At 70.7% G+C, this 25,936-nt stretch carries 22 protein-coding genes and 1 pseudogene; 10 read left to right on the top strand and 13 right to left on the bottom strand.

Annotated features, from left to right (window positions below; genetic code table 11):
• Nucleotides 1-3: 3 nt before the first annotated feature.
• The 3 genes from gnd to dnaA all read right to left on the bottom strand — a co-directional run bounded on the left by gnd (nucleotide 4) and on the right by dnaA (nucleotide 4,671).
• Complete coding sequence (gene gnd, locus O7621_RS05595) at nucleotides 4-879, bottom strand: phosphogluconate dehydrogenase (NAD(+)-dependent, decarboxylating) (RefSeq protein WP_282233043.1); 876 nt, start codon at nucleotides 877-879, stop codon at nucleotides 4-6.
• A 51-nt stretch (nucleotides 880-930) separates the two neighbouring features.
• Nucleotides 931-2,064 carry a DNA polymerase III subunit beta gene (gene dnaN, locus O7621_RS05600; RefSeq protein ID WP_282233044.1) on the bottom strand — a complete coding sequence of 378 codons (1,134 nt, stop codon included), beginning with the start codon at nucleotides 2,062-2,064 and terminating at the stop codon, nucleotides 931-933.
• A 735-nt stretch (nucleotides 2,065-2,799) separates the two neighbouring features.
• A complete protein-coding gene (gene dnaA, locus O7621_RS05605; protein WP_282233045.1) occupies nucleotides 2,800-4,671 on the bottom strand; it encodes a chromosomal replication initiator protein DnaA in 1,872 nt (623 codons plus the stop codon).
• Between the two features lie 729 nt (nucleotides 4,672-5,400).
• Between dnaA and rpmH the strand changes: the two genes are divergently transcribed.
• The 9 genes and pseudogenes from rpmH (at nucleotide 5,401) to O7621_RS05650 (ending at nucleotide 13,175) form a co-directional block, all read left to right on the top strand.
• Nucleotides 5,401-5,538 carry a 50S ribosomal protein L34 gene (gene rpmH / locus O7621_RS05610; protein WP_123606641.1) on the top strand — a complete coding sequence of 46 codons (138 nt, stop codon included), beginning with the start codon at nucleotides 5,401-5,403 and terminating at the stop codon, nucleotides 5,536-5,538.
• A 34-nt stretch (nucleotides 5,539-5,572) separates the two neighbouring features.
• Nucleotides 5,573-5,929: pseudogene (gene rnpA, locus O7621_RS05615) on the top strand (ribonuclease P protein component); the annotation flags it as partial.
• A 101-nt stretch (nucleotides 5,930-6,030) separates the two neighbouring features.
• Nucleotides 6,031-6,321 carry a membrane protein insertion efficiency factor YidD gene (gene yidD, locus O7621_RS05620; protein WP_278172879.1) on the top strand — a complete coding sequence of 97 codons (291 nt, stop codon included), beginning with the start codon at nucleotides 6,031-6,033 and terminating at the stop codon, nucleotides 6,319-6,321.
• Entirely contained in the window at nucleotides 6,318-7,382 is a 1,065-nt protein-coding gene (gene yidC, locus O7621_RS05625) for a membrane protein insertase YidC (protein WP_282233046.1), read from the top strand. The genes yidD and yidC overlap by 4 nt, the downstream gene beginning before the upstream one ends.
• A 177-nt stretch (nucleotides 7,383-7,559) precedes the next feature.
• Nucleotides 7,560-8,195 carry a R3H domain-containing nucleic acid-binding protein gene (locus O7621_RS05630; RefSeq protein WP_282233047.1) on the top strand — a complete coding sequence of 212 codons (636 nt, stop codon included), beginning with the start codon at nucleotides 7,560-7,562 and terminating at the stop codon, nucleotides 8,193-8,195.
• Between the two features lie 5 nt (nucleotides 8,196-8,200).
• A complete protein-coding gene (gene rsmG / locus O7621_RS05635; RefSeq protein WP_282233048.1) occupies nucleotides 8,201-9,025 on the top strand; it encodes a 16S rRNA (guanine(527)-N(7))-methyltransferase RsmG in 825 nt (274 codons plus the stop codon).
• 242 nt (nucleotides 9,026-9,267) lie between these two features.
• Nucleotides 9,268-10,446: an AAA family ATPase gene (locus tag O7621_RS05640; RefSeq protein WP_282233049.1), complete on the top strand. Its 1,179-nt coding sequence runs from the start codon at nucleotides 9,268-9,270 to the stop codon at nucleotides 10,444-10,446.
• A 27-nt stretch (nucleotides 10,447-10,473) separates the two neighbouring features.
• Nucleotides 10,474-11,517 carry a ParB/RepB/Spo0J family partition protein gene (locus O7621_RS05645; protein ID WP_282233050.1) on the top strand — a complete coding sequence of 348 codons (1,044 nt, stop codon included), beginning with the start codon at nucleotides 10,474-10,476 and terminating at the stop codon, nucleotides 11,515-11,517.
• 716 nt (nucleotides 11,518-12,233) lie between these two features.
• Nucleotides 12,234-13,175, top strand: a complete 942-nt coding sequence (locus O7621_RS05650) for a hypothetical protein (protein ID WP_282233051.1) — start codon at nucleotides 12,234-12,236, stop codon at nucleotides 13,173-13,175.
• Here the strand turns inward: O7621_RS05650 and O7621_RS05655 are convergent, their stop codons facing one another.
• Nucleotides 13,176-14,189 (bottom strand): D-alanine--D-alanine ligase, encoded by a 1,014-nt coding sequence (locus O7621_RS05655; protein ID WP_282233052.1) that lies wholly within the window; start codon nucleotides 14,187-14,189, stop codon nucleotides 13,176-13,178. It abuts the gene before it with no gap.
• A gap of 7 nt (nucleotides 14,190-14,196) precedes the next feature.
• Nucleotides 14,197-15,510: a PLP-dependent aminotransferase family protein gene (locus O7621_RS05660; RefSeq protein ID WP_282233053.1), complete on the bottom strand. Its 1,314-nt coding sequence runs from the start codon at nucleotides 15,508-15,510 to the stop codon at nucleotides 14,197-14,199.
• Between the two features lie 287 nt (nucleotides 15,511-15,797).
• Between O7621_RS05660 and O7621_RS05665 the strand changes: the two genes are divergently transcribed.
• Entirely contained in the window at nucleotides 15,798-16,448 is a 651-nt protein-coding gene (locus O7621_RS05665) for a GNAT family N-acetyltransferase (protein WP_278172893.1), read from the top strand.
• Nucleotides 16,449-16,458: 10 nt separating this feature from the next.
• Here the strand turns inward: O7621_RS05665 and O7621_RS05670 are convergent, their stop codons facing one another.
• From O7621_RS05670 to O7621_RS05705, 8 genes are all read right to left on the bottom strand, one after another.
• Entirely contained in the window at nucleotides 16,459-17,616 is a 1,158-nt protein-coding gene (locus O7621_RS05670) for an N-acetylmuramoyl-L-alanine amidase (protein WP_282233054.1), read from the bottom strand.
• Nucleotides 17,617-17,866: 250 nt separating this feature from the next.
• Nucleotides 17,867-18,190 carry a thioredoxin gene (gene trxA, locus O7621_RS05675; protein WP_123606654.1) on the bottom strand — a complete coding sequence of 108 codons (324 nt, stop codon included), beginning with the start codon at nucleotides 18,188-18,190 and terminating at the stop codon, nucleotides 17,867-17,869.
• A 38-nt stretch (nucleotides 18,191-18,228) separates the two neighbouring features.
• Nucleotides 18,229-19,185: a thioredoxin-disulfide reductase gene (trxB, locus tag O7621_RS05680; protein WP_282233055.1), complete on the bottom strand. Its 957-nt coding sequence runs from the start codon at nucleotides 19,183-19,185 to the stop codon at nucleotides 18,229-18,231.
• A 115-nt stretch (nucleotides 19,186-19,300) separates the two neighbouring features.
• A complete protein-coding gene (locus tag O7621_RS05685; protein WP_282233056.1) occupies nucleotides 19,301-20,248 on the bottom strand; it encodes a hypothetical protein in 948 nt (315 codons plus the stop codon).
• Nucleotides 20,245-20,934, bottom strand: a complete 690-nt coding sequence (sigM, locus tag O7621_RS05690; protein WP_282233057.1) for an RNA polymerase sigma factor SigM — start codon at nucleotides 20,932-20,934, stop codon at nucleotides 20,245-20,247. Before sigM ends, O7621_RS05685 begins: the two co-directional genes overlap by 4 nt.
• Nucleotides 20,931-22,472 carry a protein kinase gene (locus O7621_RS05695; RefSeq protein ID WP_282233058.1) on the bottom strand — a complete coding sequence of 514 codons (1,542 nt, stop codon included), beginning with the start codon at nucleotides 22,470-22,472 and terminating at the stop codon, nucleotides 20,931-20,933. The genes sigM and O7621_RS05695 overlap by 4 nt, the downstream gene beginning before the upstream one ends.
• A gap of 548 nt (nucleotides 22,473-23,020) precedes the next feature.
• The gene (gene murJ, locus O7621_RS05700) at nucleotides 23,021-24,802 is read right to left on the bottom strand and encodes a murein biosynthesis integral membrane protein MurJ (RefSeq protein ID WP_282233059.1); all 1,782 of its coding nucleotides are present in this window, start codon (nucleotides 24,800-24,802) and stop codon (nucleotides 23,021-23,023) included.
• Between the two features lie 55 nt (nucleotides 24,803-24,857).
• The gene (locus O7621_RS05705; RefSeq protein ID WP_282233060.1) at nucleotides 24,858-25,913 is read right to left on the bottom strand and encodes a hypothetical protein; all 1,056 of its coding nucleotides are present in this window, start codon (nucleotides 25,911-25,913) and stop codon (nucleotides 24,858-24,860) included.
• Between the last annotated feature and the right edge of the window lie 23 nt (nucleotides 25,914-25,936).

Genomic DNA, 25,936 nt, shown 5'->3' on the forward strand with positions numbered 1-25,936 from the left:
AGGTCAGGGGCTGGACTGCACGGCGTGCCCGCCGAACTGGTTGCGCAGGGCGGCGACCGCCTTCATCGCCGGAGAGTCGTCCTGCCGCGAGGTGAACCGGGCGAACAGCGACGCCGCGATCACGTTCAACGGCACCCCGAGCCGGATCGCCTCGTCGACCGTCCAGCGCCCTTCGCCGGTGTCCTCGGCGTACCCGCGCAGCGCAGCCAGTTGCGGGTCCTCGTCGAGCGCGGCGTCCAGCAGATCCAGCAGCCAGGACCGGACCACGGTGCCGTCCCGCCAAGACTTGATCACCCCGGGGACGTCGGTGATCAGCTCACTCTGCAGCATCAGCTCGTAGCCCTCGGCGTAGGCGTGCATCAACGCGTACTCCACGCCGTTGTGCACCATCTTCGCGTAGTGTCCGGCGCCGACCGGGCCGGCGTGCACGAAGCCGTGCTCCGTCGGCGGCTTCAGCGCCTCGAAGATCGGCATCATCCGCTGTACGTGCTCGGCGTCGCCGCCGACCATCAGCCCGTACCCAGCCTGCCGGCCCCACACCCCGCCGGACACCCCGACGTCGAGGTAGCCGACGCCGTGCTCGGCCAGCCGGGCCGCGCGCGGCCCGTCGTCGCTGAACCGCGAGTTGCCGCCGTCGATCACCAGATCGCCGGCGTCGAGCAGGCCGCACAGCTCATCGACGACCGACGATGTGACCTGGGCCGGGACCATCATCCAGACGGCCCGCGGGGCGGCGAGCCGGTCGACCAGCTCGGCGAGGCTGGCCACGTCGCTGACCGCCGGATCCCGGTCATAGCCGTACGCCTGGTGACCGGCGTCGCGTAGCCGGTCCCGCATGTTGCCGCCCATCCGGCCCAGGCCGATGATGCCCAACTGCACGGTGTGCCCCCTTCGTCGCTGCCCGATCGTCGCCCACCGGGTGTCCCGGTGTTACCGGGTTACCCGGATGGGCATGATCAGATAGCGGTAGCCGGGGATGATCTGATCGTCCTCGCCGGCCGGCGAGATCACCGCTGGCTTGAACGCGTCGACGAAGGTGAACACCGCCGTGGCCGAGCCGAGGTTCTGCAGGCCGTCGATCAGGTACTGCGGGTTGAACCCGATGGTCAGCGGCTCACCGGTGAACGCGGCCTCCATCGCCTCGCTGGCCCGCGCCTCCTCGGTGTTGCCGGCCTCCACCACGAGCCCGTCCGCGCTGAAACTGAGCAGCACCGGGGTGGTGCGCTCGGCGACCAGGGCGACCCGGCGTACCACCTCGACGAGAGTGCTCACGGCCACCCGGGCCTCGGCGTTGTGGCTGCTCGGGAAGAGCGACCGGACCGGCGGGTAGTTGGCACCGTCCAGCAGCCGGCTGGTGGTCCGGCGGGTGCCGCCGGCGAATCCGATCATGCCTTCGCCGGCCCCACCGTGCGCCAACGCGATGGTGACCTCGCCGCCGATCGGACCGAGCGTCTTGGCCGTGTCGGCCAGGGTACGGGCGGGCACCAGTGCGTTCAGGCTGATCTCCGGATCGTCCGGCTGCCAGTCGATCTCCCGGATGGCCAGCCGGTACCGGTCGGTGGCGAGCATGGCGAGCCGGCTGCCCTCCAGCTCGACCCGGACCCCGGTCATCATCGGCAGCGTCTCGTCGCGGCCAGCGGCCACCGCGACCTGGGCGACCGCGGCGGCGAACGTCGGGGCGTCGACCCGGCCGGCGCTGGCCGGCATCTCGGGCAGGGTCGGATAGTCCTCCACCGGCATGGTCGGCAGGGTGAACCGGGCGCTGCCGCAGACCAGCTCCAGATGCGCACCGACCGCCGCGATGTCGACCGGCTTGGCCGGAAGCGACTTGGTGATCTCGGCGAGCAGCCGACCGGAGACCAGGGCCGAGCCGTCGGCATCGCCCTGCACGTCGACGGTCACCTGGCTGGAAACCTCGTAGTCGAACCCCGAGACCTGCAGGGAACCGTCGGTGACCCGGAGCATCGCGCCGGCCAGCACCGGCACCGACGGCCGGTTCGGCAGGCTCTTGGCCGTCCAGGCCACCGCGTCGGCGAGCGCATCGCGCTCCACCCGGAACTTCATCCCATGCCTCCGCACTTCATGCCGTGCCTCCGCGTCGACTCGGTCGAACGATCTTCGGTGGTGCCGGACCCGAGGCGGTCCCTGGGCGGCTCGACCGTCATCGGTCGACGGACCTCACCGAACGATAGGCCAGACCGCCGGGCCCGTGCGTCCGGCCCCGGACTTCTGCCGGTCGACCGGACCGGCAGGTGCGGCAGGTCGGCTGCATCCACACCTATCCCCAACGCCGGTGATTGGTTTTTGTTGTCTAGAAGATAGATCTCATCGTCTTCATCGGGGCTGTGCACTCTGTGGACATCTCGCGTTTACGCAGGTCAGATGGGTTCGATGGCGGTGGATTACCTGTGGAGAGGGCTGGGTACAACCGGGGTCGTCATCCACAGGCTGCCCCGCTGCCCACAGCCGTGCCGAGTTATCCACCGGTTGTCCACCGGTTATCCCGAGGGTTCGTCCCCAGCTGTGGACAAGGTGCCGGCGCCATGCCGGTCCGTCGTCCCCAGAACCTTCAACAGGATCCCCACAGGCGGTGGCTGGCCTGTGGACAAGCTGTGACTGACAGTGATTGTCCACAGCGGTTTCCCCAATGGTTGTCCACAGGCTGTGGACAACTGGGCGGGCAGGATGCAGCTGTCATCCACCGTCCGGCGGCGGCTGCGGTGGAAAACCTGTGGATGAACCTGTGCGTGATCCGCCGGATCAACCGGCGGGCGGCCCCGGTGGCGGGGCGGCGGGGCGTCAGGCGATCTGCTTGATCCGGTTGGTCAGCTCGGCGATCTGGTTGTAGAGGGACCTGCGTTCCGCCATCTGCTGCCGGATCTTGCGGTCGGCGTGCATTACCGTGGTGTGGTCCCGGCCACCGAACGCCTGTCCGATCCGGGGCAGCGACAGATCGGTCAGCTCGCGACACAGGTACATGGCGACCTGGCGGGCGTTGACCAGCACCCGGGAACGTGAGTGACCGCGCAGGTCCTCCAGGCTGACCCCGAAGTAGTCGGCGGTGGCCACCATGATCTGGTCGGCGGTGATCTCCGGGCCGGCTCCGTCCGGGATGAAGTCCCGCAGGACCTCCTCCGCCAGGCTCAACTCGACCGGTGACCGGGTGAGGCTGGCGAACGCGGTGACCCGGATCAACGCGCCCTCCAGCTCCCGGATCGAGTTGGCGATCCGGGACGCGATGAACTCCAGCACGTCCGGGGGCGCGTACAGGCGCTCCTGGGCCGCCTTCTTCTGCAGGATGGCGATCCGGGTCTCCAGGTCGGGCGGCTGGATGTCGGCGAGCAGGCCCCACTCGAAGCGGGTCCGCAGCCGATCCTCGAGGGTGGCCAGCTGTTTGGGCGACCGGTCCGAGGTGATCACGATCTGCTTGTTCGCGTTGTGCAGCGTGTTGAAGGTGTGGAAGAACTCCTCCTGGGTCCGCTCCCGGTTCTCCAGGAACTGGATGTCGTCGATCAGGAGGATGTCCACGTCACGGTAGCGGCGCTGGAAGGCGCTGGTCTTGTCGTCACGCAGCGAGTTGATGAAGTCGTTGGTGAACTCTTCGGTCGACACGTACCGCACCGACCGGGCGTGTCCGAGGGTGGTGGCGTAGTGACCGATGGCATGCAGCAGGTGGGTCTTGCCCAACCCCGAGCTGCCGTAGATGAACAGCGGGTTGTACGCCTTCGCCGGTGACTCGGCCACCGCGACCGACGCGGCGTGCGCGAACCGGTTCGATGAGCCGATGACGAACGTCTCGAACATGTACTTCGGGTTGAGCCGGTTTCCACCGGTGTCCACCCCCGGTCCGGTCAGCCGGCGGTCGTCCCGGCCGGTGCCGCGGTGGTCCAGCCCACCCCGCCCCGGGCCGCTGTCGGGCGGGCTGGTCGGCAGGCTGTCGCCGACGCCGACGCCGACGCCGCCGCCGCCGCCGTACCGTTGGTCCGGTGGGCGGTAGTCGGTCGGCGGCCGGGCCGGGCGTTGCTGCGCCGGCGGTTCGAGGTCGTGGTCGATCCGTTGCGGACCTGACGGTCCCGCGGCGTAGTCGTCACCGAAGAGCGCGCCCTGGTCGCCGGTCCGGGCCGCTGGCACCACCGGCAGCCGGCTGGTGGCGCCGTCCAATGCCTCGGGTACGCCGACGCGGTGCTCCGGCTCACGGGGTCCGTCGGGCGTGTCCGGCACGCCGCTGATCGGCTCCGGCGCCTCGGGTGCGGCAATGCCCTCGCGGTCCCAGCGGTGGTTGTCGGTGTCGCGGTGGTCCGGTCCGGGCGGGGGCGGACCCAGCCGTGGGTCGGGCTCGTCCGGGTGGTGCAGCCGGGTCTCGACGGTCGCGGTGCCGTACACCGTGCCGACCGGTCGACCCTGACCGTCCTCCGGCGGACGGACGGTGACCGCCACCTGGATCGGTCGACCGAGCCGCCGCGACAGCGCCTCGGTGATCGCCGGGCGCAGTCGCGATTCGATGACGTCGCGGGTGAACGCGTCGGGTACGGACAACAGCGCGGTGTCCTCGACGATGGCGCGCAGCCGGGTGAGCCGCAGATAGGCCCGCTGCTGAGCGGAGACGATCTCGTCCGCCAGCTCGTCCGTGGTCGCCAACCAGACCGCGCCGAGGTCTATCGTCTCGGCCACCGTAGCGCCACCCCCATCGCATCCGAGTACCCGGCCGCCGGCACTGTCTCTGTGTCGGCCGCCGGTCGGGATCGGTCCCGCTCTCGAACAGGTACGACGAGCCATGCTGCGGGCCGCTGAACTGACCGTCATCCACAAGTTATCCACAACCTGTGTGTACTGCTGACCGCGGCTCCCCGTCGTCCGCCGAACCTGCCCCCTGCCGGCTCGGCGCCCGGTGTCGATCACCGTCGCGGGCGACCGGCCCGGCTGCCTGGTTCGTACCGATGAAGCGGTGCCAGGTGCTGCCTGATGCTTGACCGGCAATCGGGCACGCTAACAGCGTTGTCCACAACCGTTCAACCGGCGGTCGCCGGTCCCCGTTGTCGGTTCCGGCGAAAACCGTGTAGCGGCACTGGCCGCGTTGCTCCACGGCCCGATCACCGGAGGTGGCCGGCGGCGGGCCAGCCGTCGGCGCTGGTCCCCTCTGATAAGCTAGTCGGGTGCGTTGTGCCCTCACGACGCACCGGCGCAGACCTGCACCGTCGGCCTGACCAACGGGCCGGATCAGATCTGCACCGCCGGTTCTGCACCGTCGGTTCCGAACCGTCGGTTCCGAACCGTCAGTTCTGACCAACCGCCGGCCCGACCAACGGCCGGATCTGACCAACCGCCGGCCTGACCGACAGCCGGTCTGATCATCTGACTCCGGGCCGCCGGCCAGGAGCCACACCTGACGGAGAGTCTGACGTGAGCAAGCGCACCTTCCAGCCGAACAACCGCCGGCGTGCCAAGACCCACGGCTTCCGGCTGCGGATGCGTACGCGTGCCGGCCGTGCCATCCTCTCCACCCGCCGCGCCAAGGGCCGCGCCCGCCTGTCCGCCTGATGGTCTTCGCGGGCGTCGTGGAGATCTAACCGCCATGCTGGCCGCCGCTGAGCGCGTACGGAATCGTGCCGACTTCACCGAGGTCGTACGCATGGGTCGGCGGGCCGGCCGTGGCTCGCTCGTCGTACACCTGTTGCTGCCGTCTGCGGTGCCGGGCGACCGACCGGGGCCGATCGGTGGCTCCGGTGCCCGGGCCGGCTTCATCGTCTCCAAGGCGGTCGGCAACGCGGTCATCCGCAACCGGGTGCGTCGTCGGCTGCGACACCTTGTCCGGTCCCGGCTGGCAGCGTTACCGGGCGGTGCCCTGCTGGTCGTCCGGGCCCTCCCGCCGGCCGCAGGAGCCTCCTCGGCAGGGCTGGCCGTCGACCTTGACGCCGCGTTGTCCGCCGCGGTCCGCGCCGCCGACCGCCGTTCCCGCGGCACCTCCGGTGATCACCCGTCCGGCGTGCCGCGCACCGGAGGCCGGACCCGGGCCAGGGCGGGGGACGCTTGATGACCGCCTCCGACGATCTACCTCGCCCCGCGACACCGGGTGGCCGCCTGCTGACAGGTGCGATCGTCGCGTACCGTCGTTGGATAAGCCCGGCACTGCCGGCCCGCTGTCGGTTCTACCCGTCGTGCAGTGCGTACGCCCAGGAGGCGATCGCCCGGCGCGGAGCACTTCGGGGGGTGCTGTTGGCGGGTTGGCGCCTGCTGCGCTGTCATCCCTTCCACCCCGGTGGATATGACCCGGTACCGATGCCGGGCGGCCGCCGTGCCGATGCGACTGGAGCCCCGAATTGAGTCTCGACTGGATCTACTGGGCCATCTCGTGGATCCTCCTGTTCTGGCACTCGGCCTGGGACCGGATCGGTGTGCCGTCGACCGAGGTGCTCGGCACCAACTGGTCGTGGATCCTGGCCATCATCTTCCTGGTGGTCACGGTCCGGGTGATCCTGTTCCCGGTCTTCGTCAAGCAGATCAAGTCACAGCGGGCAATGCAGGCGCTGCAGCCGAAGGTCAAGGAGCTGCAGGAGAAGCACAAGGGTGACCGGGAGACGCTCCAGAAGGAAATGATGGAGCTGTACCGGAAGGAGAAGGCCAACCCGCTGATGGGCTGCCTTCCGATGTTCCTGCAGATCCCGGTCTTCCTCGGCCTGTTCCACATCCTGCGCCGGCTGAACCCTGAGCAGACCCGCAACGTCGACCTGTACGGCTGGACCGCGGACCAGTTCTACGAGGCCTCCCGGGCCAGCCTGTTCACCGCGCCGATCGCCGGGCGGTTCGGCTCGACGGCCGACGAGCTGGCGGCGATGGGTGCCAGCGGCACCACGGTCAAGGTGATCGCCGGGATCCTGGTGGTCGTCATGATCGTGACCACCTACCTGACCAGCCGACAGATGATCCTCAAGACCGGCTGGGCGGAGGACCCGCAGCAGAAGATGATCCAGCGGCTGATGCTCTACGGCATCCCGGCCTCGCTGCTCATCTCCGGCGCGATCTTCCCGATCGGCGTCATCATCTACTGGGTGGTGAACAACATGGTCACGCTTGGCCAGCAGCAGTGGGTACTGCGCAAGTTCCCGCCCCCGCCGATGCCGGCCGGCAAGGGGAGGCCGGCTGCGAAATCGACCTCGACCTCGAAACCGGCCGGTCGGCCGGCGGCGAAGTCCGGTGGCGGTCAGTCACGCAAGCCCGGCACGACCGACGCCAAGCCCAAGTCGGCCGGTGTCTTCGCCCGACGCGGCAACGGTGCCGAGGCCGCCGCCCCGGAGCCGGCCCCGGTCCGCGAGGGTCTCAAGCCCAAGCCTGGTGCCAAGCCGGTCAACCCGAAGAAGCGGCGGCCGGCGAAGCGTCCGGGTTGACCGGGCAGCCGTCCCGGCGGCCGGCTCCTGCTGGCGGGCGTTCCCGGTGGCCGGCGGGGCGTCCCGCACAGCCGCAACGGCGGCAACGTAGACCTCCCGAGGGCACGGCGCCCGTCCGCCGGTCCTCGGTAACCAGCGGACCGACCGGTTCCGCCGAGCGAGTACGGAGATGACACCGTGACCGATACCAGCCTGCCCAGTGCCGACCCGTCTGTCGACGAGGAGATTGTCCCGGCCTCGGCCGCCGACCGCGCCGACGACCGTCCCGGCGACGCCGACGACGCGGGCACCGACGAGGCTGACGAGGACGCGGCCGGCAAGGGCGCGTCAGCGCAGGCTTCCGCCGCCACCGACAACGACCTGTTCCAGCAGAGCGAAATTGCCGCCGACTACGTCGAGGGACTGCTGGACATCCTCGACTACGACGGCGACATCGACGAGCTGGTCTCCGGCGGCCGTCCCGTGGTGGAGGTGGTCGGCGGGCAGCTCAGTGCCCTGGTCGGGCAGCGGGGTGCGACCCTGGAGGCGCTCCAGGAGCTGACCAGGCTTGCGGTCTTCCGGCAGACCGGATCGCCCAGCCGGCTACTGCTGGACGTCGGCGGTTACCGGAACAACCGACGCAAGGAGTTGGCCGCGGTGGCGAAGAACGCGGTGGAGAAGGTCAAGGAGTACGGCGAGCCGGTGCGGCTGGAGCCGATGTCCGCCTTCGAGCGCAAGTGCGTACACGACGTGGTGAATGCACTCGACGGCGTGCTGAGCGAGTCCGAGGGTGTCGAACCGACCCGGCGCATCGTCGTCCGCCCGGCCGACTGAGCACCATGACCGATTTGCCCGAGCAGACTGATCGGGTGGCTACCGGCCCGGACGGGAACCCGTCCGGGCCGGTTCCGTCGGGAGCGCCCGTTCCGTCAGGACCGGCCACGCTGGCGTCGCCCCCCGAGTCCGCCCGTGAGATCTTCGGTGCCGAGCAACTGCGGCTAGCGGTCCGGTACGCCGGCCTGCTGGCCTCGGAAGGACTGCTGCGTGGACTCATCGGGCCGCGCGAGGTACCCCGGCTCTGGGAGCGGCACCTGCTGAACTGCGCGGTCCTCGGTGAACTCGTCCCCGACGGAGCGACGGTGCTGGACGTCGGATCCGGAGCCGGTCTACCCGGGCTGGTCCTGGCCGTGGCGCGGCCGGACCTCAGCGTCATCCTGGTTGAGCCGTTGGCCCGGCGCACCGCGTTTCTCGTCGAGGCGGTGTCGGTGCTTGGCCTCACCGCCCGGGTCGACGTGCTGCGTGGCCGGGCCGAGGAACTCCGCCGGGATTTTCCCGACGGAGCGGCGCCGGTGGTCACCGCTCGAGCGGTGGCCCCACTCGACCGGCTGGCTGGCTGGTGTCTACCACTGGTCGAGCCCGGTGGGCGGCTGCTCGCCATGAAGGGCGACTCGGCCGGGGCGGAGATCACCGAACACCGGGCGGCTGTGATCAGGTCTGGTGGCGGTGATCCGGTGCTGCGTCGCTGCGGCGAACGATGGCTCGACCCGCCGACCACCGTGGTGGAGATTGAGCGGTCCGCTCCGGTGCCCGGGGCGGGTGGCCGACGCCGCTCGGAGCGCGGCGACCGGGGACGGCCGCGGTCGTCGCGGCGAACCCGGGGATGACCGCCGAACCCATCCTGACGGCGGGGGTGCTGTGCGACGTGCAGGCTGCGCACGTCGGACAGTCAGCCGTGGCCACACCGGCCCTGATCCCCGTAGGCTGACCGCGCGTCGATAGTCTGGACCGGGCGGCAACGCGTAGTTGCACGACTCCTGCCGCCCCATGCCGGTCCGCACGCCACGCCCGAAGCGCGGTCGTGAGCGCTGGCGGTGCCGATCCATCCAACGCGGGCAGGGATGACACGGTGCATGACAACGGTAGTTACGAGGATCCGCGGTTGGCCGGCGAGCGCCACGGTGTCGGCGACCCCACGTTGGTTTCACGTGAAACGGCGTACCACCCGGGTGGGCCGGAGGGCGGGGCGGTGCCGGTCAGTGGGGCACCTCAGCCGCCCACAACGCCGGGCGTCCCGACCCGGGCCGGCGTGCCGCTCGTAGCGGACACGTCGGTCGGCGCCGTACCCCCGACGCCGGAGCAACCGGCGCCCGACCCGACCTCCCCGGCCGCCGACGAGCCGTACGTTTCACGTGAAACACCGAATCGGGAAGAGGATGATCCCCCCTTGGCAATGGAGGCTTTGCGCGCCGTGCAGATTCTGAACCCCAGCGGCGAGGTGACCATGCCCCGGCCGGACCGGACCCGGGTGATGTGCGTGGCCAACCAGAAGGGGGGCGTCGGTAAAACGACCACCACGGTGAACCTCGCGGTAGCGCTGGCGCTGCACGGGAACCGGGTGATGGTCGTCGACCTCGACCCCCAGGGGAACGCCTCGACGGGACTCAACGTCCCGCACCACGCAGGCGTACCGGACGTCTACGACTGCCTGATCGACAACGTGCCGCTGACCGAGGTGGCGCAGCCGGTCGAGGGGATACCCGACCTCTGGTGCGTTCCCGCGACGATCGATCTGGCCGGGGCCGAGATCGAGCTGGTCTCCGTCGTGGCCCGGGAGTCGCGGCTGTCGCGGGCCATCACGGCGTACCCGGTCGAGCTGGACTACGTGTTCATCGACTGCCCACCGTCGTTGGGTCTGCTGACGGTCAACGCGCTGGTCGCCGCACAGGAGGTGCTGATCCCGATCCAGTGCGAGTACTACGCGCTGGAAGGACTCAACCAGTTGATCAACAACATCAACCTGGTCCGGCAGCATCTCAACCCGACCCTGGACGTCTCCACCATCCTGCTCACCATGTACGACCGCCGGACCCGGCTGGCCGACGCCGTCGAGCAGGATGTGCGGAACCACTTCGGGGACAAGGTGCTCCAGTCGGTCATCCCCCGCAACGTCCGGGTGTCGGAGGCACCGAGCTACGGCCAGTCGGTGATGACCTACGATCCCGGATCGCGGGGTGCGACAAGCTACTTCGAGGCGGCCCAGGAAATCGCCGAGCGCGGTGTCGCTCGGCTCAGTCGCAATGTCTGACACGGTGGTTGGAGCGGGAGGCAGGGCATGAAGAACCGTCCGAAGGGCGGGCTCGGGCGCGGGCTCGGTGCCCTCATCCCCACCACCGCTCCGGTCCAGTCCGGTGTCGCACAGCCGGCCCCGGCTCCGGTGACTCCGTCCCCGGCCACTGCGGCCGTCTCCGGCAGCGTCGGGACCGCTGCCGCCGTCGCGACGGAACCGGCCGTGGCGCCGCCCGCCGACCTGTCGCCGGTGCCCGGTGCCCGGTTCGCCGAGCTGCCGGTCGCCGCGATCATCCCGAACCCGAAGCAGCCTCGCCAGGTCTTCGACGACGAGGCGCTCGAGGAGCTGAAGGTCTCCATCGAGCAGGTCGGGTTCCTGCAGCCGATCGTCGTACGACAGCTGGACGACGGTGAGCAGTACGAGCTGGTGATGGGGGAACGCCGCTGGCGTGCCGCGCAGGCGATCGGCCGGGAGTCCATCCCCGCGATCGTCCGGGACACCAGGGACGACGCGATGCTCCGGGACGCGCTGCTGGAGAACATCCACCGGGCCAACCTCAACCCGCTCGAGGAGGCGGCCGCGTACCAGCAGTTGCTCGACGAGTTCGGGGCGACCCACGAAGAACTCGCCAGGCGCATCGGCCGGAGCCGGCCGCAGATCTCCAACACGATCCGGCTGTTGAATCTGCCGGCTCAGGTGCAGCGGAGGGTGGCCGCCGGCGTGCTGTCGGCCGGTCACGCCCGGGCGCTGCTGAGCCTCGACGATCCCGACGCCCAGGACGCCCTGGCGCTGCGCATCGTCGCCGAAGGGCTCTCGGTCCGGGCCACCGAGGAACTGGTGGCGCTCGCCGGGACCGAGGACTCAGCGAAGCGTACGGCCAGTCCGCAGCGTCGCCCGAAGGCCCATGCCCCGGCCCTCACCGATCTCGCCGATCGCCTGTCTGACCGATTCGACACCCGGGTCAAGGTCGACATCGGGCGGAGCAAGGGCAAGATCACGATTGAGTTCGCCACGGTCGACGACCTGGAACGGATCGTCGGGATCATCGGAGTGGGCGACGGGGACGACGCCTCGGGCGACGTCGACTGATCTGCCCGGGGCCGGTCCGTCGACCCGGCAGATGGCATGTCCCCGCAAGGGCTGGTGTTTCACGTGAAACACCAGCCCTTCTTCCTGTGGCCCCTGCCCGCGCCGCCACAACGCCCCGGCCCCCGCCACTGCCGGCCGTGCACCCTCGCCGGCAGTCCACCCGGGGGTCGGCACCCGCTTCTCGCCAGTCGGCCGGGCGGAGGCGATCACGCGGGTCGTTTCACGTGAAACGGTGGGCCGGTGGGGGCCGCTACCCGGCCGGTAGCTGCCCGGAGGAGGCGCCCCGGTGGCGATGTTCCACGTGGAACTGAACGACGGTCTCGCCCGACTGCCCCGGGAGCCGACTACGGCTGTTCCGGGCGGCGCCAAACGGTCCGCCGAGCCCGGTTACCACTCGGCCGATGGTTCGTTGAGAAGACCGGGCCACCGGAGGCACCAAGGCGCATCCGCCGCCGACCGGACGGGTCCCGGGTGTCCCCGGGATCGATCCGGTACGGGGCCGGGCGTTTTCCACAGGCGTTTTCCACAGGGTGCCTCGTTTCACGTGAAACAGCGGGTAGACCGGGCTGTCGCCCTGTGGATAACTCCTGTGGAAAACCGGGACGGCGGACCGTGGTCGGCTGCCGACCAGAGACCGGCCGTCCCTCCGGATGAGAGTCGCGGGCCGGCCGAAACGGGGAACGACAGGCGGCGCAGACTCGGTTAGGGTCAGCGTCGTGCCAGACACCCCTGCCTCGGTTCCCGACTTCGCGCGATGGCCATCCTTCCCCTTCGAGGGCGACCTGCGGGTCAAGCGACTCGACGACCCGGTTGACGTCGAACCGCCTCGCAAGGGTGAGGGCACGGCGGAGTGCTCGTCCTGTTCCGCCCCGGACGACGCGTACATCTGGGTCAGCGAACGCTGGCGGGTCCGCGCGATGGACCGCCCGACCGGGCTACCGATGGTCCTCATCCTGGAGTCCCGGTCCCACTTCGACCTCGGCGATCTGCCGAACCTGCTCGCGGCCGAACTCGGCGTGATGACCGTCCGGCTCGAGCGGGCGATCCGGTCGCTCGACGGCGTGGCCCGGGTCCACGTGAACCGGTGGGGGGACGGCTCGGCGCACCTGCACCTGTGGTTCCTGGCTCGGCCGTACGGGCAGCTGCAGCTCCGTGGCACGTTCCTCTCCCTGTGGGACAGCATCCTGCCGCCGATCTCCGAGTCACGCTGGCGGGAGAACCTGGCGCTGGTCGCCGCGTGGCTGGCGGAGTTCGGCGGTCGTCAGCTCGCTGAGCCGCCGCGTATTCAGTGGCGGGCACCGTCGAACCTCACCGAACAGGCGAGCCATCCGGTCAGCGTCGACGACTTCGATGAGATCGATGGTGCAGGGCCAGCCGTGGCTGAGCTCGTGGTGCCGATGGAGAGCATCGAACCAGCTGCTGATCTCGGCGAACTCGCCAGCGACGTTGCTACGACCCAGCAGGGTGAACCACTTGCTGCCGACCCGGCCGACGTTGCGGATGCCGCTGCCCCCGCCGACGACAGCGCCGCGACAGATGCCGGTACTGAGGCGAAAAAGGACGACGACCCGGACCTGGAAGGCGCTACGGACCAGGACGGGCCCGAAGTGCCGGCTGCGAGCGATTCGGCGACGTCGCCGACCGGCAGCGCCCGGTGATCAGCTCGCCGGGTCGTCCGGTCGGCCTGCGGCTCGGACCACCAGCGTGGCGAGCAGTTCACCGAGGTCCAGTCCGCCAGCCTGGACCGCCAGCGGCAAGAGCGAGGTCTCGGTCATCCCGGGTGAGACGTTGACCTCCAGGACGTGCGGCCGGCCGTCGGGGTCGACGATCATGTCGACGCGGGAGAGGTCCCGCAGCCCGAGTGCCCGGTGAGCGGCGACGGCGGTCGCCGCCACCTGCTCGGCAGCCGGCTCGTCCAGCCGGGCCGGCGCGTGCCACGTCGTCAGTCCGGCGGTGTAGCGGGCAGCGTAGTCGTAGACACCGTTGCGTGGCACGATCTCGACGGCCGGTAGCGCCTCCGGGCCGGCGCCTCGGTCGACGACCGATACGGCGACGTCCATCCCGGTGACATACCGCTCGACCAACGCCGTCGAGTCGTACGCGAAGCAGCCGACCATCGCTGCGGAGAGTTCCGCCGCCTCGCGTACCACTGCCGCGCCAAGCCCGGAGCCGCCCTGCGCAGGCTTGACCATCAGCGGCAGGCCGAGCCGTTCGACGATCCGCTCCAGCACGGCGACCGCACCCAGTTCGGAGAATCGGTCGTGGGGCAGCGCGACCCAGTCCGGGGTCGGGATGCCCGCCTCGCGCAGCACCGCCTTGGCCGACGGCTTGTCCCAGGCCAGGCGGGCGGCGCGGGCGTCGCAGCCGATGTACGGCACGCCGCAGAGATCCAGTACGCCGCGCAGCGAGCCGTCCTCACCGGTCGCCCCGTGCAGCGCGATGACCACCGCGTCCGGCGGGTCGGAGCGCAGCGCTGGAATCAGCGAGACGTCGGCGTCGCGCATCCCAGCCTCGACGCCGACCGAGCGGAGCGCGTCCAGCACCCGGCGACCGGACTTCAGCGAGACGTCCCGCTCGTACGACAACCCGCCGGCGAGAACGAGCACGCGCAGATCCGGGGCGGCGGACGACGACGAGGATTCGGTTGCGGTGGGGTCCAGCGCTGGGCTCATGCCCGAATCATGCCAAGTCAGGCCCGGGCGCGTCCGCGCCGGGGCGCTGGCGTCGGCCGGATCCGCCGGCGACCGGTCCGAAGACCTCGCGCATCGCCGACTCCCGCTCCATCACGCCGGCCAGCCGCCGGACGCCTTCCCGGATCCGCTCCGGCGGGGGGTAGGAAAAGTTGAGCCGCATGTTGCCGGCCCCGGAGCCGTCAGCGTAGAAGCCGGTGCCGGGAACGTAGGCCACCCGGGCGGCGATGGCCCGGGGAACCATGGCTTTGGCGTCCAACCCGTCCGGCAGCGACGCCCAGACGAACAGGCCGCCGCTCGGTCGGGTCCAGGTCGTCCCGGCCGGCATCAGGTCGGTCAGCGCGGACAGCAGTGCGTCCCGCCGCTCCCGGTAGACCTCCCGGTACGTCTTGAGCTGCTCCCGCCACGGCATGGTGGCCAGGTAGGTGGCGACCGCGGCCTGGGCGTAGGCACTGGGGCAGAGGATCTGCGCCTCACTGGCGATGACCAGCTTCTCGCGTACCGCGTGCGGAGCGAGAATCCAACCGACCCGCAGCCCTGGCGCAAAGGTCTTGGAGAAGGTGCTCAGGTAGAAGACGCCGTGCCGGCGTCGAGCCCGCAGCGGCACCGGCGCTTCGCCGTCGAAGCTCAGCTGGCCGTACGGGTCGTCCTCGACGACCAGCAGGCCGGCGCGTTCGCAGATGTCGAGTACCCGGTCGCGGCGCTCGTCGGTCAGCGTCACGCCAGCCGGGTTCTGAAACGTCGGGATGGTGTAGAGGAACTTCGCCCGTCGGCCGGACCGGGCCACCTCGGTGATCGCCTGCTCCAGCGCCTCGGGGATCAGCCCGTCGGCGTCCATCGGCACGTGCACCACCTGGGCCTGCGCCGCCTGGAACACGCCGAGGGCGCCGACATAGGTGGGGCCCTCGGCGAGGACCACGTCGCCCGGGTCCAGGAAGAGCCGGGCGACCAGATCGAGGGCCTGCTGCCCGCCGACGGTCACCACCACGTCCTCAGGGGAAGCCCCGGACGAGACGTCGATCCCGGACAGCGACATCACTTCGCAGATCCGTTCCCGCAGGTCGAGGGTGCCCTGGCCGATGCCGTACTGCAGGGTCGAGGTGCCGGTCTCGGCGGCGAGGCGACCGAGCATCTCGCCGACCGCGTCCAGCGGCAGCGCGGCGACGTACGGGGCTCCGCCGGCAAGCGACACCACCTCCGGCCGACTGGCGACGGCGAACAGCGCCCGGATCTCCGAGGCGGTCATCCCCCGGACCCGGCGGGCATAGCGGTCGGTGTAGTCGTCGAGCGTCGTGCCGGTCATGACCTCACCCTCGAAACGCGTCGCACCGGTGGTGCCGGGTCGGGCCGCGACACGCACTGATCGTCTGATGGTAGTCCGGCGTGTCGCCGTCCGGCTTGGGCATTACCACACCGACCACATGTCGGACCAGCGAACCCGGATTGGCCTGCGAAGACAGCGACCGGACGCCCGACCTCTCCCCTGACGCGAGGTTGCGGCGTACGATCGCTCGTTGGGGACAGGAGACGGCGCGTGGTGAAGCTCGGCGGGTTTCAACGCTTGACCGGTTCGGTGGTGGGGGATCGCCAATGTCGCGACGTCTGGTCAGTCTGACGCTGGACACGCTGGAGGAGCTGCCCAGATCCTGCCGGCGGTGTGTCTTCTGGGAGCTCGATCCGGTGGCGGCCGACCGCGCCCGGACCTCCGGCGACCCGGCGCTGGAAAAGGAGGCGTGGGTCTCCCAGACTCTCCTGGAGTGGGGTTCCTGCGGCAAGCTCGCCTACGTCGACGGCATGCCGGCCGGCTTCGTGATGTACGCGCCGCCGGCCTACCTACCGAGGTCGATGGCGTTCCCGACGTCCCCGGTCTCCGCCGATGCGGTACTGCTGACCACGGCGCACGTGGTGCAGCCGTTCGCCGGCGGTGGCCTCGGGCGAATGCTGGTGCAGGGCGTGGCCCGGGATCTCACCAAGCGGGGCATCAAGGCGATCGAGGCGTTCGGCGACGCCACCGCCGATCCGGAGGAGACGGCCGGTCGGGGCTGTCTTGCCCCAGCCGACTTCTACCTGTCGGTCGGCTTCAAGACGGTCCGGCAGCACCCCCGGTTCCCCCGGCTACGGCTGGAGTTGCGGACCGCGTTGTCGTGGAAGTCGGACGTCGAGTACGCCCTGGAGAAGCTGCTCGGCTCGATGACTCCGGAGAGCCTGCTGCGCCCGGCCACCCGCGCGGCGACGAACTGACTGACGTGGTTCAGGCCTCCGTCGTCGCGTCGACCACCGCCCGCAGCGTGTGTACGTCGATCGACCCGGTCGGCACGTCCAGCTCCACCGGGTAGTACATCCGCTGCACCGCCGCGACCAGCGCCTCTGCCACCTGGTCGCGAAACCCGGGCCGGATCAGCCGGGCCCGGTCGGCCGAGCAGGTCAGATAACCCACGTCCACCCGTACCGCCGGCATCCGGGTCAGCCGTAGCAACTCCCAGCTCTTCGCGTGGACCCGGCAGTCGCGCAGGCCGGTACGTACCGCGATCTCCCGCTGTACCAGCCCGGCCAGCCGCTCGCCGACCGTCGACGTGACCCCGTTGCCGGTGCCGTAGTGGTAGGTTGCCACCCCGTCGGCGGCCGGGTTGGCATGCCCGTCCACGTGCAGGGAGATGAACAGGTCCGCGCCGACGTCGTTGGCCAGCCGGGTCCGCGCCGGGTCGCTGAGCACCGAGGTGGTGGCCGGACCCCGGGTGAGATGCACCCGCATCCCGGCTGCCGCCAGCCGCCCCTCCAACCGGGCGGCGAGGTCGTACGCCAGCTCCGCCTCAGACCAGCGCCGGCCGCTGTCGATGACCACCACGCCGGGATCGGGTCCCCCGTGACCAGGGTCGACGACGATCGTCTTGCCCATCAGGTTGGGGCCGGACTCGCGGAACGCGTCTGCTTCCCGCAGCCACTGCGGGCGTCCGCCGACCACCTTGCGGCCCAACCTGCGCATCGCGTGCATGGTGTACGGCCCGCAGCTGCCGTCGGCGGTCAGTCCCACCTCCCGCTGGAACTGGGTGACCGAGCGGGCGGTGCGCCCGCCGTACACGCCGTCGGCGCGGCCCACGTCGTAGCCCATCTCCAGCAGCCGTTCCTGCAGCGCCCGGACGTCCTCGCCGACCAGCGGCTGCGGTATCGAGTGGTAGAGCGCCCGGTCGCCGAGCCGCCAACGGGCGGCGTCCAACGCCCGCCAGGTCTCCGCGCCTACCCGGCCGTCGATGCTCAGTCCACGGAGCTGCTGGAAGGCGCGTACGGCGTGCTCGGTGCGGGCGTCGAACACGTCGGCCCCCGAGGTTGGCTCGAGCAGCTCCAGGTTGACCAGGATGGAGCGGATCTCGGCGACGGCGGGACCCTGATCGTCACGGCGGATCGGGCGCACGGGACGTGGACCTCCCCCCTGCAGGCGCGGACGATCCGGAGCGTAACCCGGCCGGCAGGCGCCCGTACCCGGGTTACGGCGAAGCGGACCGTACGGGGAGCGCCCGGTGTCCGGACGATCAGCCCGGGAACCGAGCATCCAGCAGCCCTGTAACGGCGCCGCCAGCAGCCTGGAAACGGACCGGCCGGTCCCACCTTGTCGGGTGGGACCGGCCGGTCCGCCGTGCCGCGCGGGGCAGCCCCGCTGGGGTTCAGAAGGCCGACTCGATCAGCTTGACCAGGTCGCCCTTGGGCCGGGCGCCGGCCACCGACTGCACCGGCTCACCGGCCTTGAACACGGTGAGCGTGGGAACCGACATCACCCGGTACCGGCGGGCGATCTCCGGGTTCTCGTCGATGTTCAGTTTGACGATCGACACCTTGTCACCCATCTCGGTGGCGATCTCCTCGAGCAGCGGTGCGACCTTGCGGCACGGCTGGCACCACTCGGCCCAGAAGTCCACCAGCACCGGCTTGTCGGACATCAGTACGTCGGTGGCGAAGCTGGCCTCGGTCACCGCTCGGGTAGCTCCCACGGGAAAATCCTCCTCCTCGACCGCCGGTGCGCCGGCGGTCAGACCTCTTCGAGTGTGGCGAGGTAACGCTCGGCGTCGAGCGCCGCCGCGCAACCGCTGCCGGCAGCGGTGATCGCCTGCTGGTAGGTGTGGTCGACCAGGTCACCGGCGGCGAACACGCCCGGCACGCTGGTTCGGGTGCTCGGCGAGTCGACCAGCACGTAGCCGTTCTCGTCGAGCTCCACCTGGCCGCGGAACATTTCGCTCCGTGGGTCGTGACCGATCGCGACGAAGACCCCGGTGACGTCGAGTGTCCGGGACTCGCCGGTGTGCGTGTTGCGCAACCGGATTCCGGAGACCTTACCGTCGGCGCCGAGAATCTCCTCGACGACACTGTTCCACTCGACCCGGATCTTGTCGTTGCCGAGCGCGCGGGCCGCCATGATCTGGCTGGCCCGGAACTCGTCGCGGCGGTGCACGATGGTCACCGATTCGGCGAACCGGGTGAGGAAGGTGGCCTCCTCCATCGCCGAGTCGCCACCGCCGACCACCACGACGTGCTGCCCCCGGAAGAAGAAGCCGTCACAGGTTGCGCAGGAGGACACCCCGTGGCCGAGGAACTCCTGCTCGCCGGGGACGTTCAGGGGACGCCACGCGGAGCCGGTGGCCAGGATGATCGCCTTGGCCCGGTAGCCGGTTTCGCCCACGTACACCGTGCTGGCCTCGGTGGCGCCCGGGGTGCCGGTGTCGGCCAACTCGACCCGCGTCACGTCGTCGGTGACGAACTCGGCACCGAAGCGCTCGGCCTGCTTGCGGATCGAGTCCATCAGCTCCGGACCCATGATGCCGTCCGGGAAGCCCGGGAAGTTCTCCACCTCGGTGGTGGTCATCAGCGCCCCGCCGGACTGCACCCCCTCGATGACGAGTGGGCGCAGGTTGGCGCGTGCGGCGTACACCGCAGCGGTGTAACCGGCCGGCCCCGAGCCGATGATGATCAGGTTGCGGACCTCGTCCACTGCCGACTCCCAAAGTCTGATTTCTGCGCAACGGCGACCGTTGACGACAACGCCTCGGAGCTGGGGAGTAATCCCGCTCCGGTGCCGCGTGTCCCACGTCACGCGACCGGCAGGGTCACCCTACCTGTGCCGAGTACCTGGTGTCCGCGCCGGCCGCAGGCGTACCGCAGCCGGTGCCGCTCACCCAGATCCAGCTGGCACCGAAGCTGTCGCTGAACGAGAGGACCAGCGCCGGTTCACCTTCGAACGCCGCGAAGTCCACCAGATCGACGCCGAGCACGCCGTTGCCGTGCTCGGCGGTCACCGCGGCCACGCAGTCGGCCAACGCGGCCGGGTCGGCCAGTCTGGCCAGCGCCGTCGAGGCGGGCGACTCCTGCAGTACGGTGTCCTCGCCGGCCGCCGGTTGCCCCCCGTCGACGCCGGTCCGCCCCACGGCCTCGAACATCGGCACGATCGTCGCCCGCTGGTAGTCGGTGCCGCTGGCCAGTCGCCGAGGTGCGGAGGTGTCCATCATCGTGCCCGGCTGGCCCTCCTGCCGGGTCTCGGCGCTCTGGCTCTCAGCGCTGCCAGCATCGTCCGACCGGCTACCCGCCGAGGTGCTCGCGTCGTCGGCGGACCCGGCACCGAGCAGCTGGCCGACCCCGAGGCCGGCGAACGCCACGGCGGCCGCCGCGACGGTGATCGGAGCGGCGTACCGCTGCCAGCGGCGGCGACGGTCCCGCCGCGTGCGGGCCGCCGCCAGCGGCACCGGTGCCGCGACGGTGGCCAGATCCGGGCTGGTCGCCGGGTCCGGGGTCGGCTGCGGTAGCGGCTCGGCGGCCAGGGCGGCATGCACCCGGTCGGCGACGTCGGGTGGGATCGGCTCGACGACGCTGCCCCACTCGGCGAGCATCGTCTGGACCAGCTGGGTGGCCTCGACCAGCTCGTCGTGGGCAGCCCGCCAGGACGGTCGATCCACGATCAGCCGGGCCACGGTGACCTCGTCCGGGGTGCCGTCGAGCGCCCCACCGACATAGTCGGCGAGCAGCTCTCGATCGACCTCCTGGAACCGGTCGGCGGTCACCGTTCCTCCTTGCCACCGTCGCCACGTGCGGACCCTGATGGGACGTCGTCGAGCCGCTGCGGGTTCCGTGGGGTGAGCGACGACACCTGGGCGCGTGGTGGTGCCACCTGCGTGTTCGCCCGCTGTGGTCGCAGATGCCCGAGAAGCCCGGCCAGCCGGGTCCGCCCCCTGGCGCAGCGGCTCTTCACCGTGCCCTCGGCGACGCCGAGCATTACCGCCGCGTCGGCGACCGGGTAGCCCTGCACGTCGACCAGGATCAACGCGGCCCGCTGTTCCGCCGGCAGCTCGGCCAGGGCCTGGCGGACGACCAGGGCGGTGTCGTGATCGACCGGGGGTGCCGCCGGCTCGGTGCCGCGTACGCCGTCGTCGCGGCCACCGTCGGGCAGCGGGACCGTGGGGTGGGACTTGCGGCGGCGTACCCGGTCCAGGCACGCGTTGACCACGATGCGGTGCAGCCAGGTGGTGACCGCAGCGTCGCCCCGGAACCGGGCGGCCGCGCGGTGTGCCGACAGCAGCGCGTCCTGTAGCGCGTCGGCGGCCTCCTCGCGGTCGCTGAGCGTCCGCAGGGCAACGGCCCAGAGCCGGTCCTGGTGCCGCCGTACCAACTCGCCGAACGCCTCCGGGTCGCCGTCGACGTGTGCCCGGAGCAGTTCCTCGTCGCCGAGGTCGGCCCGGCGTCCGGTCATGGCCCCTCGACCGTGATCTCCTGAACGCCGATCTGGTACTTGTCGTTGCCGATCGGAGGCAGTTTGGTGATCCACACCAGGAGGTACTGGTACGTCTCGTCGGGCGAGAATCCGCTGAAGGTAAGGGTCGCTCCGTCGGCGTTCTCGAACCGGGCCCCGATCCGGTCGGTGAACGTCTCGAGGATCTCGTCGTCGCCTTCCCGGGTCGCTCCCGGGTCGTTCGGACCGGCCAGTAGCTCGGCGGTGGCACCGGCCGCGGACAGCTCGACCTTGACGCTGGTCACCGCCCGGGGCTCCTGCAGGTCGATCAGCACCCCCATGCCCCGCTTCAGGTTGCCGAAGTTGGGGTTGCGCTCGTAAGCGTCGGTCTCCCAGCCGGTGTTGGTGTCGCCGTCGACGGCGGCCTCCGCCCCGTCGAGTTCGTCGCGGGCACCGTCGGCGTCGACGATGCGGACCTGGTCGCCGGAGAGGGCGATCGGCTGGGGCTGGGCCGGGGCACTGGTCTCGGTGGGACCCGGGGTCGAGGTCACCTGGGTCTCGGGCGGCGTGGACCGACCGTCCTCGCCGGCACCGTCGTTGCCGAGCGCGCTGATCCCGAAGTACAGCCCGGTCACCGCGATGACCAGCAGACCGGCGACACCGGCGGCGATCTTGCGGCGGGAAGCGAGTGGGGTGCCGGTCGGCTCGTCGTCGTCGGCCGCCGAGAACCGCAGCGGTCCGACGCTGTCGAGGTAGTGCTCCTCGGTGCTGGCGTCGAGCCGACCCAGCTCGGCGGCGAGCACCTCCGAGGAGGGCAGCGCGAGTCGCGGGTCGAGCAGATCCATGGTCAGGTCGTCGAGGTACGCCGGAACACCGGAGCGCACCTGACGGGGGGCGGCGACCGCCCCGGTCGCATCCCGGACCGCGTCCGGCAGCGTCGTGCTGCCGGCCTCGTGCTGTGGCCAGTGGCCGGTCATCGCGAAGTAGAGCACTCCACCGATCGCCCGGATGTCGGTTTCGTAGGTGTCGGAGCTGTCGGCCCGTGCGTCGGCCAGCACCACCCGGCCGTCGTGGCCGATCATCACCGTGCCGGGGTGAATGTTGCCGTGCACCATGCCGGTGGCGTGCACCGCAGCGATGGCGGAGGCGACCGAGTGAGCGATCATGGTGGCCCGGGCCGCGTCCAACGGACCGGCGGCGGCGATCACCTCGCGCAGCGAGTCGCCCTCCACCCACTCGCGGACCACGTAGGCCCGCTGCCCCTCGTCGATGGCGTCGTAGACGCCGACCAGGTTGGAGTGGATGACCCGACTGGCCCGGACCGCGGCCTGCAGCATCTCCATGGCGGAATCGCCACCGGGGTAGCGCAGCACCACCGCGACCGGACGGCGCAGCACCACGTCGACCCCACGCCAGACCTGCCGACCCGCACTGTCGTTGTTGACGTGCTGAGCCAGCTGGTATCGCTCGGCGAGGACCTCGCCGGCGGAGGGTGCATCGAAGGCCATCATCGGCGGACTGGCCTCGTCCGCCTCCTGGCCTTCGCCGACCTGGGTCACCCGTCCTCCCTGTGGATCGTCTCGGTCGAACCCTGGTGCTGGTCGTCCGGTGTTCTGCCGGTTGTCCGATCGTCTACTGGTCGCTCTTGCCGTGCTGGTCGTCGTGCTGCCGGCACCGGCCGGCCCCGCAGCGGTGGAACGTCACCGTTCACGACCCGGTGTCGCACGAATCTGTCCAGAACGACCTTACCTGCGTTGCGGCACCACCAACATGTCAGCTTCCCGCAGCTCCCGCAATGCCGACCGGGGATCGACCTGCCGACGGGCGGATCCGCGCCGACCGGATCCGGTCAACGCCACCCGGCCCGTACGGCCGGACGCATAACCTCCATCGCAAATATACGTTGTACCGCCCGGGTGCCGCTCCCAGCCCGCCGCGACAGCGAACCAAGACCGCCCACCCGACCGCCCACGTGACCGGGGCCACCGACACTCCGACACCGCCCGTAACGAGGATCCTGGTTCTGAGTTATCCACAGGCGCTGACCTGGTGTCAAGCGTGTCCAACCCGGTTATCCACAGGTCAGTCCACAGGCTGATCTCAACGGTCAGCGGCCGAGGCGACGGCGCACCATCGTCAATACGTCGACGATCTCGCGGATTCGCAGGACCACCGCCAACCCGAGGTAGACCAGCCCGACGGCGGCACCGCCGACCACGAGTTGCAGGATCGCCAACGGCTGACTCGGCGTGTCACCACCGGGCAGCAACGTGACAACGAGCCATCCGGCCAGGGCGGCACCGCCGGCCGCCAGCGCCACCTTGCCGAAGGTGACCATGATGCCGCCGAACCCGATCCGACCGACCCGGCGGCGCAGCAACCAGGCCGACAGCACCGCCGCCGCCAGGTACGAGACCCCGTTGCCGATCATCAGGCCGGCCGCCGCGAACTGCACCGACAGGGCGACGAACAGCCCGATCTGGACGAGAATCCGGAGCGCCACCACCGGGATGTTGATCAACGCTGGGGTGCGGGTGTCCGGCAGGGCGTAGAAGCCGAAGGTGAACAGCTGACTGACCGCGAACGGCACCAGGGCGACCGCCGCCGCCAGCAGCACCACGGCGGTGGCGTCGGCGGCTTCGGTGTCGAACGCGCCGTACCGGAACAGAGAAAAGGAAACCGGGGTGGCCAGCACCGCGTAGCAGACGGCGATCGGCGCGAGTACCGCCGTCACCGTCCGGGTGCCGCGCGCCAGGTCGACGGCCATGTCCGAGTAGCGGCCGTCGGCAGCGGCCGAGCTCATCCGCGGCATCAGCGCGGTGATCACCGAGACGGCGATGATGCCGTGCGCCATCATCAACAGCAGGAACACGTTGTTGTAGATCAGCGGGCCGGCTTCGTCCTCGTCGCCCGCCCGGTTCAGCAGGTTGAACACCACTACCAGGCCGAGTTGGCTGACCGCCACGTAGCAGAACATCCAGACCCCGAGCCGACCCAGTTCGGCGAGGCCCAATTGGCGGAAGTCGAACCGCCAGCGCCACCGGAAACCGACCTTGCGCAGCGCCGGGACCAGGCCGGCGGCCTGCACCACCACGCCGAGCAGGGTGCCGCCGCCGAGCAGCACGATCCGGTTGGGGGTCATCTCGCCCGGTTCGATGACCCGAGCACCGAAGATCGCGATGTACGTGCCCAGGGTGGCGATCACCACCAGGTTGTTGAGGATCGGCGCCCACATCGGCGCCGCGAAGTGCCCCCGGGTGTTCAACAATGCACTGACCAGCGCCGACAACCCGGTGAAGAAGATCATCGGCAGCATCAGGTACGACAGCAGAGTGACCAGGTCACGGAACTCCTCCGTGGTGCGGTCACTGGAGTAGAGCAGCGTCAGCAGCGGCGCCGCGGCCATCGCGACCAGGGTGGCGACGGCCAACGCCAGCACCGCCAGCGACAGCAGCCGCTGCGCGTACGCCTGACCGCGGTCCGGGTCCGACTTGCGTCGCCGCACCAGCACCGGCACCAGGACGCTGGTCAGGATCCCGCCGAGCAGGAACTCGTACACCATGCCGGGGAAGATCTGCGCCGTGGTGTAGGCGTTGCCGACCAGCGATCCGCCGAGCGCTGCCGCCAGCACCAGGGTCCGCAGAAAGCCGGTGCCTCGGCTGACCAGGCTGCCCAGCGCCATGACCGCGCTGTTGGTGGCGGCGCTGCCGCCCTCCTGCGGCTCCTGCACCGCCGAATCCGGCCCGGCCGCCGGCGGCTCGGATGGTGGCGCGGTCGACTCCACCACCGGCTGGCCGCCCGGTCCGACGGAGATCAGCGTGGCGCCGTCCGGCTCCGGGCCGCCCCGACCGGGGTCGGCGTTCGTGCTCCGGTACAACCCGCTACTCATCGGACCTCCACCCCGCCGGTACGCCGGAACCGCCGCGCCGGACGCAGGCTCGAGCCTATCGGCCGTCGTCTTCGGCCGGGACGATGCCCGACAGCGCGTCGACCACCCAGGCGGCCTCGGCCGGCACCACCGGCTCGGTCAGCGCGTCCAGCAGCGTCGGATGGTCGCAGCCGGCGTCGGCCAGCGTCCGACCGAGCACCGGCACCACCGCCAGGTCGCCGGTGTCGCGGGCCCGCCGGGCCAGTTCGGCCACGGCCGGGGTACGCCACGGAGTGTCGAGCAGCCGGCGGTGCCGGGCCGCCGCCCGGCGTACCAACTCGGTGACCTCGTCGAACGGGAACGACTCGGCACCGAGGACGCGGGCCGGTGCGCCGGGGCCGTCCGGCTGCCCGGCGGCCACCCACCCCCAGCCGACGGCGTACCGCCAGTGTGTCCGGGCGCCGTGGTCGAGATGGTCGCGCACCTGCCGGGCCACCGACTCGTCGTCGAGGATCCGAGGGTCGACCGTGGCCGGTGCCGGCCACCAGGACGGGTCGGCGAACAGCTCCAGTGGCGGCTGCACCGGATCCGTCGTCGCCCTGGCCGCCGTATCGGTGCCACCGGTGCCACCCGTCGGGCCGTCGCCAGTGGTCGCCGGGCCATCAGGTGTTGCCGGGTCGTCGGTTCCCGACGGCTCGTCGCGGCGTAGTGCGCGCAGCGCGGTGGCCAGCATGGTGGCTGCCCGGTCCGCCTCCGGCGGGTCACCGGCCGGTGGTGCGTACCGGTGCAGCAGCGCCACCAGCAGACCGGGATGCGGCCACGCCGGATCGTCCAGGGCGAGCAACTGGCCGATCAGGTCCAGCTCCGCCCAGCGCAGCACCGCCGCGTACGGCCGGCCCGGATCCAGCCGGGCCAGCGGCAGCGGCTCGGTCGCTCCCGGCTGGCGCAGGCCGAGCAGGCACTCGCCGTACCCGAGGTCGATCTCCAGCACCAGGCCGTAGCCGTCGGCGACCGGCAGCACCACCCGGGTCTGCGCGTGGTGGGCCGGTGCGGGTCCGTCCACCGGCGGCAGGTACGCCGCCCAGAAGGTCGGATCGGTGGTCAGGCTGGCCAACGGTTCGGGAATCGGCACGGTGACTCATCCTGCCCGGCGGG

This window comes from Solwaraspora sp. WMMD937, assembly GCF_029581175.1.
Classification (GTDB): domain Bacteria; phylum Actinomycetota; class Actinomycetes; order Mycobacteriales; family Micromonosporaceae; genus Micromonospora_E.